We start from the raw sequence: 14,660 nt of genomic DNA, 5'->3' as shown, positions 1-14,660 counted from the left end.
GAGAAGCAATATTTCCAACGGCTCAAGAGTGTCTAGAGAAGCCGGGGCGATTCAAATTACTCACAAAAGCCTTAAGCAACAACCAGCAATTATTGTAGCTATATAACCTTATCATTAAAAGCAGCCACATTAAAATCACTCCCTACCGTGATCCTGCTGTGCCCGACGCTTGTACCGAACCCCTTCCCAAACCACCCTCCTCCTGACTTTCCCTACGATTTGCCTCATATCCTGCATGAGGAAAAATCGTGTCCCGCACCATCAATCTGATCGTCATTCACTGCGCCGCCAGCCTCAACGGCAAGGTACTTGGCTCTGCGTCCAGGACGACCGCAGCCTTCATTGACCAGTAGCATGCCCAACGCGGTTTTCACCGCCAGCCGACCGCCATTCCCACATCAGCCATGTCCATTTCCGGGAATACGTCCATTCACGGCAGCTACCTGATCACTACTGGTTAGATGGTTTGCACTTTTACTTTCCATTTGCCAGGGAAATGTCCTTGCATTGCGTATGGAATACGCCTCAAGCCCCTGATCCGGCACATATTCCCGGCAAGTCCGGCACTGGCATGAATCTTGATCTGTAACCCACTCCGTTACAGCGTCTCGACACCATGCACACCGCACACATCACCATCCTGGGGCTGGGCAATCTGCTCTGGGCCGACGAAGGCTTTGGCGTCCGCGCCGCCGAGCAGCTGTTTGCCCGCTATCAGCTCCCCGCCAACGTCGACGTCGTGGACGGCGGCACCCAGGGCCTGTTGCTGCTGCCTTATGTGGAGGAGGCCGACCGGCTGATCCTGCTTGACGCCATCGATTTTGGCCTCGCGCCGGGCACGCTCAAGGTGTACCGCGACGATGCCGTACCGGCCTATCTCACCGCCAAGAAAATGAGCCTGCACCAGACCGGTTTTTCCGAGGTGCTGGCGCTGGCCGACCTCAAAGGCAATCTGCCGGGCCAGATTGTGCTGATTGGCGTGCAGCCGGTGCAGTTGGAAGACTACGGCGGCAGCCTGACTGACGCGGTACGTGCCCAGCTGGAACCGGCCATTGCACTGGCCGTGCAGCAACTGAGCGACTGGGGCGTCAGCCTGACACCGCGCCAGGACGATGACCGGCTGAATCACGCCAGCCTGGACATGCAGCGCTATGAAGATGAACGCCCGTCGGCAGCCGTTGCCTGCCGCATTGGTGACGACCGCGTGCTGCAAGGAGAAGACTAATGTGCCTGGGCATCCCCATGCAGGTAGAACGCAGCCACGAACTGGTGGCCGACTGTCAGCACGCCGGGCAATGGCAAACGGTAGACCTGTCGCTGGTGGGCGCGGTGCAGCCCGGTGACTGGCTGCTAGTCTTCATGGGCGCAGCACGCGAAGTGCTAAGCGCAGAGCGCGCTGCCGACATCCTGGACGCGCTGGCCGCACTGGATGCCGCCATGAACGGGCGTTTCGACCCGGCCATCCATCTGGCAGACCTCAATCAGCGCGAGCCGCAACTGCCACCGCATCTGCAAGCGCAATTCGACGCACAAAGGAAACCCTCCTGATGAGCACGCCGCAAGACAATCTGCTGCAAAGACTGGCGGACACCGGCTACCAGGCCGTGGATGCCGACGGGCTGGACAGCCTGGCCAGCACCACGCCAAACCTGATCGTGATGCTGAATGCCGACCCGGTGAAATACCCGGAAGTACTGGACAATGTAGTGATCGTGCCGGAAGTGCTGCGTGAATTCCCCGCCGATACTTTCCGCGTGGCCTATGCCGACCTGCCCGCCAGCCAGGCTATTGCCAAACGCTTTGGCATCCTGAAATTCCCCGCCCTGCTGTTTTTGCGCCGGGGCGAATACGTGGGCATCATCGCCGGTCTGCAAGACTGGCCGGACATCGTGCACAGCGTTGCCGACAAACTCACCGCCCCCACCCGTCGACCGCCTTCGGTTGGCATTGCGGTTACCAGTGCCCGCAGTGAGAAAGGTTGCGCATGAACATCAAACCCTTCCCCGTCGCCGTCGTCGGCCTTGGCCCCGGTTCGCAGCCGGAAGACCCGGATCTGGCCTATATGCCGCTGCCGCGCGAAATCGACAGTTTCGACCAGCCCACCCTGCCCACTTCGGAAGAAGTGGAACACCTGCATGCCGCCAAACAGGTGATTGCCGAGCTGATTGCCCAGTTGCAAGGCTACAAGGGGGATGCGGAAAACTACCCGGTGCAGGACATCAGCCAGCTTGACACCGCCAACCGTCAGCTGATCAACCAGCTGCTGGGTGAGGGCGAGGTGTCCTGTCGGGTGAAACTGCTGGACGGGCGCGAACTGGACATACAGGAATCGGTATTTGCCGGTGTCTGGCGCGTGCTGGAAAGCAGTGCCGACGGCCAGCTGCTGGCCGACCGCATTGAAGCCTGCCCGATTCCCGCCGCCGTATGGCAGGCCGCCCGTGCCTTTGGCAAGGCCGCGCTGGACATCCCCACCCTGCCCGACCAGCTGATGAACGCCGGGCCAGTGCTGACCGAAATTGCCGCCGCCATGCAGCACCCCGGTGATGAAGCCCACATCATCAACTTTTCGCTGCTGCCGATGAGCCCGGCCGACATGGACTGCCTGGATGCCTTGCTGGGGCCGGGCAATAGCGGGGTGTTTTCCCGTGGCTATGGCAAATGCCGCATCATGGCCACCTCGCTGGCCAATGTCTGGCGCGTGCAGTACTTCAACGGCATGAACAGCATTTTGCTGGATACGCTGGAAATCACCCGCATACCGGAAGTGGCGCTGGCCTCGGAGGACGACCTGGCCGACTCGCTGGACCGCCTGCAAGAAGCCTGGCAGTGGTTGCAAGGGGAATACTGATGGACGGGCGCTTTGAAGGCTCCTATCTGGGACGCGACGCCAGCCTGGCAGACGACGCCCGCATGGAGTGCAAAATCTGCTGGTGGGTGTACGACCCGGCACAAGGCGACGATGTGTGGCAGATTCCGCCCGGCACACCGTTTTCCGCGCTGCCGGAACACTGGCGCTGCCCGGTGTGCGATGGTGCGCGTGACCAGTTCATGGTGCTGGACGCCCCGGCATGAACCCTGGCATCAATCCCGCCGCGCAGCTGGAAAACCTGTTCCGCCAGATTGCCGACACCCGCATGCAGGGCATCCCCATCCTCAACCCGGCGCTGCAGGTACAGGCCATTGGCTTTCGCCAATGGGACGGCCCGCACGGCCTGCTGTGGGTGGGCGTACTGCTCACGCCCTGGTTCATGAACCTGCTGTTGCTGCCCGCAGCGGCGGACAGCCTGCCGCCGGTACCGCCGGGTGGCGAGGTGGTGGTGGTACTGCCGGGTGACGCCCTGCCCTTCATGGCTGGGCATGAAACCGCGCTGGGCGATTACCGGCTGTGCTCGCTGTTTTCGCCGGTACTGCAGTTTGCCGATCAGGCCAGCGCCTGCAACACCGCAGAAGAAGTGCTCAAGCTATTGTTTCCAGCGGCCCAGCCCGCCGCGCCGGATCTGTCGCGCCGCCGCCTGTTTGGATTGGGCCGATGAAAGCCGATCTGATCCACATACATCTGAGCCAAAACAAGGACAGGGCCGCTGCCGTCAGCGTAAGCTGGCCACGCCGTGAAGCCGAGCGCCTGTTCATCGGCCAGTCGGCCCAGCAGGCGGTTGCCATGACGCCGCTATTGTTTTCCCTGTGTGCACAGGCCCAAACGCTGGCAGCCCGGCTGGTGTTGTGCCAGGCCGCAGGCGCGCAGGCAGTCGCCAGCCTGGCCGAACGCCAGCAACTAACGCAGGAGGCCGTGCGCGAAACCCTGCGCAAGCTGCTGCTGGACTGGTCGCAGGTTTTTGATGGCCAGCCAGCTGCCGCACAGTGGACCGCACAATGGCGCGCCGCACAAACCTTGCCTGCGCTGCGCAGCCTGGCTGAAGCCTTTGTCTACGGTGAAGACTGCGCCCACTGGCTACAACGCGGGGAAGACGGCTGGCTGGCCTGGCTGACGCAAGGCAATACCGCCCCGGCGCGCTGGCTGGGCATGCTGGATCAGGCCCACGCTGGCTGCGCGCTGCTGCCACCACTGACTGCGGACATGCTGGCCGACAACCTGGCCGACTGGCTACGCCCCGGCGGGCCGGTGTGGCAAGGGCAAGCGCGCGAGGTGAGCGCACTGGCCCGCGAAGCCGCCCATCTGCCCGGCATACTGGCCAAGCATTTACGTCCGCGTGCACGCCTGTTGGCACGGCTGCTGCAACTGGCGCGCTGGCTGAGCGCAGAAACCCTGCTGCAAGCCGCTGCCGCCAGCCTGCCTGATGGTGCGCTGGCACTAGTGGAAACCGCACGCGGTCCGCTGCTACACCTGGCGGCACTGGATGCAGCAGGCCGCATCAGCCGTTACCGGGTGGTGCCGCCCACCTTGTGGCACACCCACCCGGAGGGGCTGCTAAGGGTAAGTCTGGGTGTTACGGCGGCGGCGTCAGGCGCAGAATGGCAACAGCAAATCAGCCTGATCGACCCCTGTGTGGGGTATAGCGTAAGCAAGGAAACCGAATATGCATGAAATGTCACTGGCCGAAGGCATCATCCAGCTGCTGGAAGACCAGGCCAAGGCGCAGGACTTCAGCCGGGTGAAGCAGGTATGGCTGAGCATTGGCGAGCTGGCCGGAGTGGAAGTGGAAGCACTGGATTTTTGCCTGGAAGTGGTCAGCCGTGACTCGCTGGCCGCCGGGGCAAAGTTTCATTTTGTGCGCCAGCCAGGTGAAGGCTGGTGCCTGGCCTGCAGCCAGCGCGTGACAGTAAGTGCCCGTTTCGACGCCTGCCCGCAGTGCGGCAAGCATCAGGTGCAAGTAACCGGCGGCGATGAAATGCGCGTCAGCGAACTGGAAGTGGAATAAGCCCCCCGCCCATGAATACCGGCAAGTGGCCACCGGCCGCAGCCATCAGAACGAAAAAACAAGGAGAGGCAGCAATGTGTACCGTTTGCGGCTGCAGCAAAGGTAATGTGAAGATTGAAGGCCGGGCTCCCGGCGGCGTGAAGTTTCCCTATCGCGCCCACCATGCGCACAGCCATGACCATGGCCATTCCCACGACCACGACCACGACCAGCATCATCATGCCCACCCGCTACCCGCCACAGCAGCGCACAGCGGGAAAGAACACCAGCCCACGCTCAGCCTGCAGGCTGGCGGCGCAGCACTGCATTACGGCCAGGGTGCGGCCCACGCCCACGCACCGGGCCTGAGCCAGACACGCATGGTGAAGATTGAGCAGGACATTTTGTCCAAGAACGATGGCTATGCGGCGCAAAACCGCCAGTGGCTGCGTGACCGTGGCATCTTTGCGCTGAATCTGGTGTCCAGCCCCGGCTCGGGCAAAACCACCCTGCTGGCCGAAACCATCCGCCAACTGGGCAGCGACACCCTGGTGTATGTGGTGGAAGGCGACCAGCAAACCAGCAACGACGCCGAGCGCATCCGCGCGGCAGGTGCGCCCGCTATCCAGATCAACACCGGCAAGGGCTGTCATCTGGATGCCCACATGGTGGGCCAGGCGCTGCAACAGCTGAACCCGGCCGACGACAGCCTGCTGCTGATTGAAAACGTGGGTAATCTGGTGTGTCCGGCGGCTTTTGATCTGGGCGAGGCGCACAAGGTGGCCATCCTGTCCGTCACCGAAGGCGAGGACAAGCCGCTGAAGTACCCGGACATGTTTGCCGCCGCCGACATCATGCTGCTAACCAAGATCGACCTGCTGCGCCATCTGGATTTCGACGTGGACGTGTGCATTGCCAATGCCCGCCGCGTCAACCCGCGTATCAAGGTGCTGCAACTGTCCAGCAAGAACGGTGACGGCATGGACTTGTGGATTGACTGGCTGCTGCTGGAAATGAACGATGCCCAGTTGGTGAAGCAGCGCGAAGTAGCGCGCCTGCGCCAGCAGATTGCCGCCCTGGAACAACAGCTGCAGGAGCGCCGCTGAATCATGTCCACACTAAGACTGCGCCTTACCGTACGGGGCCGGGTACAGGGAGTGGGCTTTCGCCCCTTCATCTGGCGTACCGCCCAGGCCCAGGGCCTATCCGGCTTTGTGCTCAACACCGGCGAAGGCGTCACCATCGAGCTGCAGGGCAGCAGCAGCCAGCTGGATGCCTTCCAGCAGCATCTGCAACAGGATTTGCCACCGCTGGCGCAGATCGACAGCATGCAGCAAAGCCAGCTTGACCCGCTGCCGGATGAAGACGACTTTGAAATCCGCAGCAGCAGCGGCAGCACCACCCAGGCACGCCTGCCGGCAGACAGCGCCACCTGTCCGGCCTGCCTCGCCGAGCTGTTCGACCCCAGCAACCGCCGCTATCGCTACGCCTTTATCAACTGTACCGATTGCGGCCCGCGCTACACCGTTACGCACCGCCTGCCCTACGACCGCGCCAACACCAGCATGCTGCCCTTCTTGCTGTGTCCGTCCTGTCGCAGCGAATACCAAAGCCCGCACAGCCGCCGCTTTCATGCCGAACCCACCGCCTGTCCCACCTGCGGTCCACAGATGCAGCTGACCGACCGCTTTGGCATCTCCCTTAATGGGGATCCGCTGCATGGTGCCTGGCAGATCCTGCGCATGGGCCGCAGCATTGCCATGAAAGGCCTGGGTGGTTTTCACCTGGTATGCGATGCCACCAATCCGCAAGCCGTAGCCCGCCTGCGCCAGCTCAAGCATCGCCCCGGCAAGCCGCTGGCGGTGATGGCGCTGAATGTGGAATCGGTACGCGCCTTCTGCGAAGTCAGCGCAGAAGAAGCTGCCTGGCTGCAACGCCCGGAACGCCCCATCGTGCTGCTGCAGAAAAAACCGCAGGCCGACCAGCTGATGCCGGATATTGCACCGGGCATTGCCGCCATCGGCGTGATGCTGCCCTATACCCCGCTGCAATGGCTGCTGTTTCACGAAGCGCTGGGGCAGCCGCAGCACGCTGAATGGCGTGAACAAGCCTGCGAGCGCATCTGGGTGATGACCAGCGCCAACCTGTCGGGCGAGCCCATTGTCACCAGCAATCAGGAAGCACGCGAACGGCTGAACAAGGTGGCCGATGTCTTCCTGCTGCACAACCGCAACATCGTCACCCGCTGCGACGACAGCGTGCTGGCGGTGCAGGACGGCCAGCCCTTGTTCTATCGCCGCGCCCGTGGCTTTGTACCCGACCCGCTGCCACTGAGCGATAGCGGGCCGGACGTGCTGGCGCTGGGTGCTTATCTCAAGACCACGGTCACCGTATTGCGCGACCAACAAGCCTTCGTATCACAGCATGTAGGCGATCTGGACCACCCGCTCAGCTGTGAATCGCTGGAACAAACCGCCCAGCATCTGCTGGACCTTACCGGCGTCACACCGCAAGCCATTGCCTGCGACTTGCAGCCGGACAGTTTTTCCAGCCAGCTGGCACAGCAATGGTCGCAACAACTGGGCATTCCCTTGCTGCCAGTGCAACACCATCATGCCCATCTGGCCGCCGTCATGGCCGAACAGGGCCTGCACGGGCCGCTGCTGGGGCTGGCGCTGGACGGCTTTGGCCTGGGCAAAAACGGCGGGGCCTGGGGCGGCGAATTGATGATGCTGGAAGGGGCCAGTTGCGAGCGCATGGGCCACATCACCCCCTTGCCGCTGCCCGGTGGCGACAAGGCCGCGCGGGAACCATGGCGCATGGCCGTGGGGCTGTGGCACCGGCTGGCGTCAGATCTGCCCTTGCCTGCCCACCTGCAAGATCATCCCGGCCTCCCCTTGCTGTTGCGCCAGCTGGAAACCGGGCTCAACTGCCCGGACACCACCAGCATGGGGCGCTGGTTCGACGCCATTGCCGGCCTGGCTGGCATCTGCCCGGAGCAAAGCTTCGAGAGCGAGGCCGCGCAAAAGCTGGAAGCCATGGCAAGCAACTGCGCGCCACTGGTGGGCGGCTGGCAGGTTTCCCCGGCCAATCTGCTGGACCTCGGCCCGCTGGCACGCCAGCTGCTGCAACTAACCGACCCGGTAGCCATTGCCAGCCTGTGGCATGCCACGCTGGCCCACGCGCTGGCTGACTGGGCCAGCGTGGCGGCCAGCACTACCGGCATGCGCCAGCTGGTGCTGGCCGGTGGCTGCTGTGCCAACCGTCAGTTACTGCAACAGCTGCTGCCGCTGCTACGGGATAACGGCCTGCAGGTGTACACCGCCCGGCACTTGCCGCCCAACGACGGCGGGCTGAGCCTGGGCCAGGCCTGGGTGGCGCGGCAACGTCTGCAACAGGGCAAAACGCAGGACGGACTGTCCTGACCTTGCTGCGCAAGGGCAAACACAATAATAAGGAGCAGAAATCATGTGCCTGGCCATACCGGTAAGAATCAGCCAGCTGCTGCCCGATGAGATGGCAGTCGTTGATGTAGACGGCGTCAGCCGTGAAGTATCAGTCGCCCTGATCGAGAGCCCGCAGGAGGGCGATTACGTCATCCTGCATGTGGGCTACGCCATCGGCAAACTGGACCCGCAAGAAGCCGCCCGTACCCTGGCCTTGATGGACCAATTGGCCGCCGGGGAGCAAGCATGAAGTATGTAGACGAATTCCGCCGTGGTGACATCGCCCGTGGCATGGCTGCCCACATCCGCACACTGGTAGAGCCGGATCGGCAATACCGGCTGATGGAATTTTGCGGCGGCCACACCCACGCCATTGCCCGCTACGGCCTTACCGGCCTGCTGCCGGACAACATCAAATTGATTCACGGCCCCGGCTGCCCGGTGTGCGTGCTGCCCATCGGCCGGGTGGATTCCGCCATCGAGCTGGCGCTGCGCCCGGATGTCATCCTGTGCAGCTATGGCGACACCCTGCGCGTACCGGCTTCCAACAAGATGAGCTTGTACCAGGCGCGTGCCCAAGGTGCCGATGTGCGCATGGTGTACTCCACCAGCGACGCCTTGCAGATTGCCCGCGACAACCCGCAAAAACAGGTGGTGTTCTTTGCCATCGGCTTTGAAACCACCACCCCGCCCACCGCGCTGGCGCTGCTGCAGGCGCGGCAGGAACAGCTGGCCAATTTCAGCGTGTTCTGCAACCACGTACTCACCCCACCGGCCATGCGTCATCTGCTGGCGGCGGGCGACGCAGTGCAACTGGACGGTTTCATCGGCCCGTCCCACGTCAGCACCGTGATTGGCAGCGCGCCGTATGCCGCCGTGGCCGAGGAATTTGCCAAGCCGGTGGTGATTGCCGGTTTCGAACCGCTGGATGTGTTGCAAGCGGTCGGCATGCTGATCGAACAAATCAATCAGGGCCGCACCGAGGTGGAAACCCAGTTCAGCCGCGCCGTTACCCATGAGGGCAATCAAAAGGCGCGCGAGCGGGTGGCGCAAACCATGACGCTGCGCGACAGCTTTGAATGGCGTGGCCTGGGCCAGGTACCGCACTCCGCACTAGCCATCCACCCGGACTTTGCCGACTTTGACGCCGAGCTGCGCTTTGCCCTGCCCTACCGTCATGTGCCGGACCACAAGGCCTGCGAGTGCGGGGCCATCCTGCGCGGGCAAAAGCAGCCGCAAGACTGCAAGGTATTCGGCATTGTCTGCACCCCGGATAACCCGCTGGGCTCCTGTATGGTGTCCAGCGAAGGCGCCTGTGCCGCGCATTATCACTATGGCCGTTTCGTGCAAGGAGCTACGGCATGAGCAAACCCTACACCCGCCCGCTCGACCTCAAGCACGGTCTGGTCAACCTCACCCACGGCAGCGGTGGCCGCGCCATGGCGCAGCTGGTGAGCGAGCTGTTTGCCGCCGAATTTGCCAACGACTGGCTGGCGCAGGGCAATGACCAGGCCATCCTGCCGCCACCGGGCGGACGCATTGCCATTGCCACCGACAGCCACGTCATCTCGCCCTTGTTCTTCCCCGGTGGTGACATCGGCAGCCTGGCAGTGCATGGCACGGTGAACGACCTGGCCATGGGCGGTGCCAAGCCCTTGTATCTGTCCGCCGGTTTCATTCTGGAAGAAGGCCTGCCGCTGGCTGATCTGGCGCGCATCGTGCACTCCATGGCTGCCGCTGCGCGCGAAGCCGGTGTGGCCATTGTCACCGGCGACACCAAGGTGGTGGAACGCGGCAAGGGCGATGGCGTGTTCATCTCCACCACCGGGGTGGGCGTGGTAGCCGACGGGGTGAAGCTGTCCGGCGATCAGGCCCGGCCCGGCGATGTGGTGTTGCTGTCCGGCACCCTGGGCGACCACGGCATGGCAGTGATGTCGCAACGCGAAGGGCTGGGCTTTAGCAGCCCCATTCTGTCCGACAGCGCGGCACTGCACACGCTGGCTGCCGACCTGATGGCCGCCAGCCCCGGCCTGCGCCTGATGCGCGACCCCACCCGTGGCGGCCTGGCCACCACGCTGAATGAAATCGCCCAGCAGTCCGGCGTGGGCATGCGGCTGCAAGAAAACGCCATCCCGGTACAGGCCAGCGTGCGCGCCGCCTGCGAATTTCTGGGATTGGAACCGCTCTACATTGCCAATGAAGGTAAACTGGTAGCCATCTGTCCGGCAGCCGAGGCAGCAGCGGCGCTGGCAGCACTGCAAGCCCACCCGTTGGGCCAGCAGGCGGCCATCATTGGCGAAGTGGTGGCGGATGCCCACCAGTTTGTGCGGGTGCAAACCGACTTTGGCGGCGAGCGTCTGCTGGACTGGCTAAGCGGCGAAATGCTGCCGCGCATTTGCTAATGCATTTGACCGATACTGCACACAATAAAAACCGCCGGGCCAGCCAGCCCGCACCATACCGAACACACCTTGGGGAATAACAACAATGCGCGCCAAACCCGCCATCTTGCTGGTGGATGATGAAATCCGTTCACTGGAAGCCCTGGAACGCACGCTGGAGGACGACTTCACCCTGTTCACCGCCAGCGGTGGTGCCGAAGCGCTGGCGATTCTGGATTCGGAATTCATCCAGGTGGTGGTAAGCGACCAGCGCATGCCGGACATGAGCGGCGTGGCGTTTCTCAAGCAGGTACGCGAGCGCTGCCCGCAAGTCATCCGCATCATCCTGTCCGGCTACACCGACAACGCCGACATCATTGCCGCCGTCAACGAAGCAGGCATTTATCAGTACCTGCTCAAGCCGTGGCGGCCGGAATCGCTGCTGCTCACCGTACAGGGCGCGGTGGAGCTGTTCCGCCTGCAGCAAGAAAACGAGCTGCTGAATGTGGAGCTGAAATCCTCCGAACCCTGGCTCAAGGTGCGGGTGGACGGCAAGCGCGAGCAAATGCGCGAACGTTCGGCCATGGACAATATCATCCGTGCGCCGGACAGCAGCATGAGCAAGATCTGTGCGCTGCTGGCGCGGGTGGCTCCGTTTGACATCTCGGTACTGATCGAGGGCGAATCCGGTGTGGGCAAGGAGCTGCTGGCGCGCGCCCTGCACTATGCCAGCCATCGCCGCGACCGCCCCTTTGTGGTGGAAAACTGTGCCGCCATGCCGGAACAATTGCTGGAAAGCGAGTTGTTCGGCCACAAGCGCGGTGCCTTTACCGGGGCGTACCAGGACCGTATCGGCCTGTTTCAGCAAGCCGATGGCGGCACCATCTTCCTGGATGAAATCGGCGAAACCTCGCCCGCCTTCCAGGCCAAGCTGCTACGCGTGCTGCAGGAAGGTGAAATCCGCCCGGTGGGCAGCCCACGCCCGCTCAAAGTCAATGTGCGCGTGGTTTCCGCCACCAACAAACTGCTGCCGGAGCTGGTGCGCGCCGGTCAGTTTCGCGAAGACCTGTACTACCGCCTGTCCGCCTTTACCGTCAGCGTGCCGCCGCTGCGCGAACGCCCGCAGGACATTCCGCTGATTGCGCGCGCGCTGCTGGAAGACGCCCGCCATCATTATCAGCGCCCGGCCGCCCGCTTTGGCGAGGACACCCTGCAGGCCCTGCAGGACTACCGCTGGCCCGGCAATGTGCGCCAGCTGCGCAATGAAATCAACCGCATGCTGGTATTGAGCGATGCCGACTTGCTGGGGGCCGAGCTGCTGTCCGCCGAAGTGCTGCAAGCCGCTGCCGAAGAACAAGTCGCCGAGCTGGCGTTTTTATCCGGTTTGCCCGGCGATTTGAAAACCCGCATGGAAGAACTGGAAAAGCAAATCCTGCGCGAAACCCTCACCCGCCTGCGCTGGAACAAAACCCGCGCCGCCGCCGAACTGGGCCTGTCCCGCGTGGGCCTGCGCAACAAGCTGACCCGCTATGGCCTCGAAAAATAAGCGCCTGCTATGGCTGCAATCCGGCGGCTGCGGCGGCTGCACGCTGTCGCTGCTGAATGCCGAAGCCCCCAGCCTGTTTACCACCCTGGCCGACATCGGCATCGAGCTGATCTGGCACCCGAGCTTTGCCGAGCAAAGCCTGGATGAAGCCATGCACCTGCTGCAAGCACTGGCCGATGGCCGCGAGCCGCTGGACATGTTGTGCCTGGAAGGATCGGTAATGACCGGTGCCGCCGGGCGCTTCCACCTGCTGCCGGACGGCCAGTCCATGAGCACGCTGATCGAACAACTGGCGCGCCGCGCCGGGCAAGTCATCGCCGTGGGCACTTGCGCTGCCTATGGCGGCATCAGCGCAGCGGGTGACAACCTGACCGGTGCGGTGGGGCTGAACCACAGCGGTAACCATCCGGGCGGACTGCTGGGCGGGGACTTCCACGCCGCAGGCGGGCTGCCGGTGGTGAATATCTCCGGCTGCCCCACCCATCCGGGCTGGGTACTGGAAACCCTGGCCTTGCTGGCCAGCGACAGCCTGCAGGCCAGCGATCTGGACCCGCTGGGTCGGCCGCGCTTTTATGCCGACAAGCTGGTGCATCACGGCTGCGACAAAAACGAATTCTACGAATTCAAGGCCAGCGCCACCGCGCCGGGGCAGATGGGCTGCCTGATGGAACACGTAGGCTGCAAGGGCACCCAGGCCCACGCCGATTGCAACAGCCGGGGCTGGAATGGCGAAGGCTCCTGCCTGACTGGCGGCTACCCCTGCATCAACTGCACCGCGCCCGATTTTGCCGACCCCGGCCACGGTTTTTTCAGCACACCGCAGCTAGCCGGTTTCCCGGTAGGCCTGCCCACCGATATGCCCAAAGCCTGGTTTGTTGCGCTGGCCACCTTGTCCAAATCCGCCACCCCGGCCCGCGTACGCCAGAATGCCACCCGCGACCGCCTTGTCGTGCCGCCCTCCCTGCCGAAAAAGAACAAAGCATGAGCCGCCGCATTCTAGGACCCTTCAACCGCGTCGAGGGCGACCTGAACATCACGCTGGATTTTGCCGACGGCAAGGTCAGCGCCGCCCGCGTCACCGCGCCGTTATTTCGTGGCTTCGAACGGATATTGCTGGGGCGCGAGCCGCTGGACGCGCTGGCCATCGTGCCGCGCATCTGCGGCATCTGCTCGGTATCGCAATCGGTGGCGGCAGCCAATGCGCTGTCGGCGCTATACGGCATCAGCCCGCCGCCCAATGGCCTGCATGTGCGCAATCTGATCCATGCGGTGGAAAACATTGCCGACCACCTCAGCCATTTCTATCTGTTTTTCATGCCGGATTTTGCCCGCGCCGATTACCAGTCACAGCCCTGGCATGCCGACACACTCAGCCGCTTTCAGGCCCAGCGCGGCAGTGCCGTGGCCCCGATGCTGGAAGCCCGTGCCATCCTGATGCGCTTCATGGGCAGCCTGGCCGGCCATTGGCCACACACCCTGTGCCTGCAACCGGGCGGCGTCACCAAGGTGGTGAGCGCAGCCGAGCGGGTGCGCTTGCAGCAATGGCTGCGCACTTTCCGCCGTTATCTGGAACAACATACCTTCGGCCTGCCACTGGAAGCCATCGCCGCACTGGACACTCCTGAAGCACTGGCAAACTACCGTGCGCAAGCCCCCACCGCTGACTTTGCCTGCTTTCTGCAGATTGCCGACAGCCTGCAATTGCACACGCTGGGCCGTAGCTACGACCGCTTTATTGCGGCGGATACCTATGCCACACCGGATGGCAGCTGGAGCCCCGCTGGCGTATGGCAGGCTGGCAGCCGCCAGCCGCTGCTGCTGGACGATATCAGCGAGGACAACCACAGCAGCTGGCTGGCCGGAGATGGCCCCAGTGCTCCGCTGCAGACCGATACGGTACCGCTGCCAGACAAGGCGGAAGGCTATAGCTGGAGCAAGGCCCCGCGCCTTGCCGGACAGGCTGCCGAAACCGGCGCGCTGGCCCGTGGCCTGCTGCGGGGTGAACCGCTATTGCAGACATTGGTGCAGGAACATGGCGGCAATGTACTGAGCCGGGTGGTGGCACGCCTGACCGAAGTGGCGCGCATCGTACCCTTGATGGAACACTGGCTGGCCGCACTGCAACTGGAACAAGCCTTCCAGTTAGCCGCCCCCGCCCTGCCACAGCACAGCCAGGCCATCGGCCTGACCGAAGCGGCACGCGGCATGCTGGGCCACTGGGTAGCACTGGATGCCGGGCGCATCAGCCGATACCAGATCATCGCGCCGACGACATGGAATTTCTCGCCGCGCGACAGCCAGGGCCTGCCCGGCCCGCTGGAAAAAGCGCTGGAAGGGGTGGATGCCAGCGACCCGCAAGCCTTGCAGGTGCAGCACATCGTACGCAGTTTCGACCCTTGTCAGGTGTGCACCACGCACTAGGGCAGCTTAT

Annotated in this window: 16 protein-coding genes; all 16 read left to right on the top strand. The window is 63.4% G+C overall.

Going from position 1 to position 14,660, the window contains the following annotated elements; genetic code table 11:
* Positions 1 to 616 precede the first annotated feature (616 nt).
* The 16 genes from hybD to ACODR9_RS22410 all read left to right on the top strand — a co-directional run bounded on the left by hybD (position 617) and on the right by ACODR9_RS22410 (position 14,650).
* Positions 617 to 1,225, top strand: coding sequence for a HyaD/HybD family hydrogenase maturation endopeptidase (hybD, locus tag ACODR9_RS22485; RefSeq protein ID WP_488812568.1), 609 nt, complete (start codon positions 617 to 619; stop codon positions 1,223 to 1,225).
* Positions 1,225 to 1,548: a HypC/HybG/HupF family hydrogenase formation chaperone gene (locus ACODR9_RS22480; protein WP_488812566.1), complete on the top strand. Its 324-nt coding sequence runs from the start codon at positions 1,225 to 1,227 to the stop codon at positions 1,546 to 1,548. The genes hybD and ACODR9_RS22480 overlap by 1 nt, the downstream gene beginning before the upstream one ends.
* Positions 1,548 to 1,988, top strand: a complete 441-nt coding sequence (locus ACODR9_RS22475) for a thioredoxin domain-containing protein (RefSeq protein ID WP_488812564.1) — start codon at positions 1,548 to 1,550, stop codon at positions 1,986 to 1,988. Before ACODR9_RS22480 ends, ACODR9_RS22475 begins: the two co-directional genes overlap by 1 nt.
* Entirely contained in the window at positions 1,985 to 2,848 is an 864-nt protein-coding gene (locus tag ACODR9_RS22470; RefSeq protein WP_488812562.1) for a hydrogenase expression/formation protein, read from the top strand. Before ACODR9_RS22475 ends, ACODR9_RS22470 begins: the two co-directional genes overlap by 4 nt.
* A complete protein-coding gene (locus tag ACODR9_RS22465) occupies positions 2,848 to 3,072 on the top strand; it encodes a rubredoxin (protein ID WP_199104447.1) in 225 nt (74 codons plus the stop codon). Before ACODR9_RS22470 ends, ACODR9_RS22465 begins: the two co-directional genes overlap by 1 nt.
* Positions 3,069 to 3,533 carry a [NiFe]-hydrogenase assembly chaperone HybE gene (gene hybE / locus ACODR9_RS22460; RefSeq protein WP_488812561.1) on the top strand — a complete coding sequence of 155 codons (465 nt, stop codon included), beginning with the start codon at positions 3,069 to 3,071 and terminating at the stop codon, positions 3,531 to 3,533. Before ACODR9_RS22465 ends, hybE begins: the two co-directional genes overlap by 4 nt.
* Complete coding sequence (locus ACODR9_RS22455) at positions 3,530 to 4,543, top strand: hypothetical protein (protein ID WP_488812558.1); 1,014 nt, start codon at positions 3,530 to 3,532, stop codon at positions 4,541 to 4,543. The genes hybE and ACODR9_RS22455 overlap by 4 nt, the downstream gene beginning before the upstream one ends.
* Positions 4,536 to 4,877, top strand: a complete 342-nt coding sequence (gene hypA, locus ACODR9_RS22450; RefSeq protein ID WP_488812556.1) for a hydrogenase maturation nickel metallochaperone HypA — start codon at positions 4,536 to 4,538, stop codon at positions 4,875 to 4,877. The genes ACODR9_RS22455 and hypA overlap by 8 nt, the downstream gene beginning before the upstream one ends.
* 74 nt (positions 4,878 to 4,951) lie before the next feature.
* The gene (gene hypB / locus ACODR9_RS22445) at positions 4,952 to 5,962 is read left to right on the top strand and encodes a hydrogenase nickel incorporation protein HypB (RefSeq protein WP_488812554.1); all 1,011 of its coding nucleotides are present in this window, start codon (positions 4,952 to 4,954) and stop codon (positions 5,960 to 5,962) included.
* Positions 5,963 to 5,965: 3 nt separating this feature from the next.
* Positions 5,966 to 8,281, top strand: a complete 2,316-nt coding sequence (gene hypF, locus ACODR9_RS22440; RefSeq protein ID WP_488812552.1) for a carbamoyltransferase HypF — start codon at positions 5,966 to 5,968, stop codon at positions 8,279 to 8,281.
* A 43-nt stretch (positions 8,282 to 8,324) separates the two neighbouring features.
* On the top strand, positions 8,325 to 8,552 hold the full coding sequence (locus ACODR9_RS22435) for a HypC/HybG/HupF family hydrogenase formation chaperone (RefSeq protein ID WP_488812550.1): 228 nt from the start codon (positions 8,325 to 8,327) through the stop codon (positions 8,550 to 8,552).
* Positions 8,549 to 9,667, top strand: coding sequence for a hydrogenase formation protein HypD (gene hypD / locus ACODR9_RS22430; RefSeq protein ID WP_488812548.1), 1,119 nt, complete (start codon positions 8,549 to 8,551; stop codon positions 9,665 to 9,667). Before ACODR9_RS22435 ends, hypD begins: the two co-directional genes overlap by 4 nt.
* Positions 9,664 to 10,704: a hydrogenase expression/formation protein HypE gene (gene hypE / locus ACODR9_RS22425; RefSeq protein WP_488812546.1), complete on the top strand. Its 1,041-nt coding sequence runs from the start codon at positions 9,664 to 9,666 to the stop codon at positions 10,702 to 10,704. The genes hypD and hypE overlap by 4 nt, the downstream gene beginning before the upstream one ends.
* 85 nt (positions 10,705 to 10,789) lie before the next feature.
* Positions 10,790 to 12,229 carry a sigma-54-dependent transcriptional regulator gene (locus ACODR9_RS22420; RefSeq protein ID WP_488812544.1) on the top strand — a complete coding sequence of 480 codons (1,440 nt, stop codon included), beginning with the start codon at positions 10,790 to 10,792 and terminating at the stop codon, positions 12,227 to 12,229.
* The gene (locus tag ACODR9_RS22415) at positions 12,213 to 13,214 is read left to right on the top strand and encodes an NADH-quinone oxidoreductase subunit B family protein (protein ID WP_488812542.1); all 1,002 of its coding nucleotides are present in this window, start codon (positions 12,213 to 12,215) and stop codon (positions 13,212 to 13,214) included. The genes ACODR9_RS22420 and ACODR9_RS22415 overlap by 17 nt, the downstream gene beginning before the upstream one ends.
* Positions 13,211 to 14,650, top strand: a complete 1,440-nt coding sequence (locus tag ACODR9_RS22410; protein ID WP_488812540.1) for a nickel-dependent hydrogenase large subunit — start codon at positions 13,211 to 13,213, stop codon at positions 14,648 to 14,650. The genes ACODR9_RS22415 and ACODR9_RS22410 overlap by 4 nt, the downstream gene beginning before the upstream one ends.
* The last annotated feature ends 10 nt before the right edge of the window (positions 14,651 to 14,660 follow it).

It is taken from the genome of Aquitalea sp. FG25, assembly GCF_057809375.1.
Note: the sequence above shows the minus strand (reverse complement) of the source record. Positions and strands in the feature narration are given on the sequence as shown.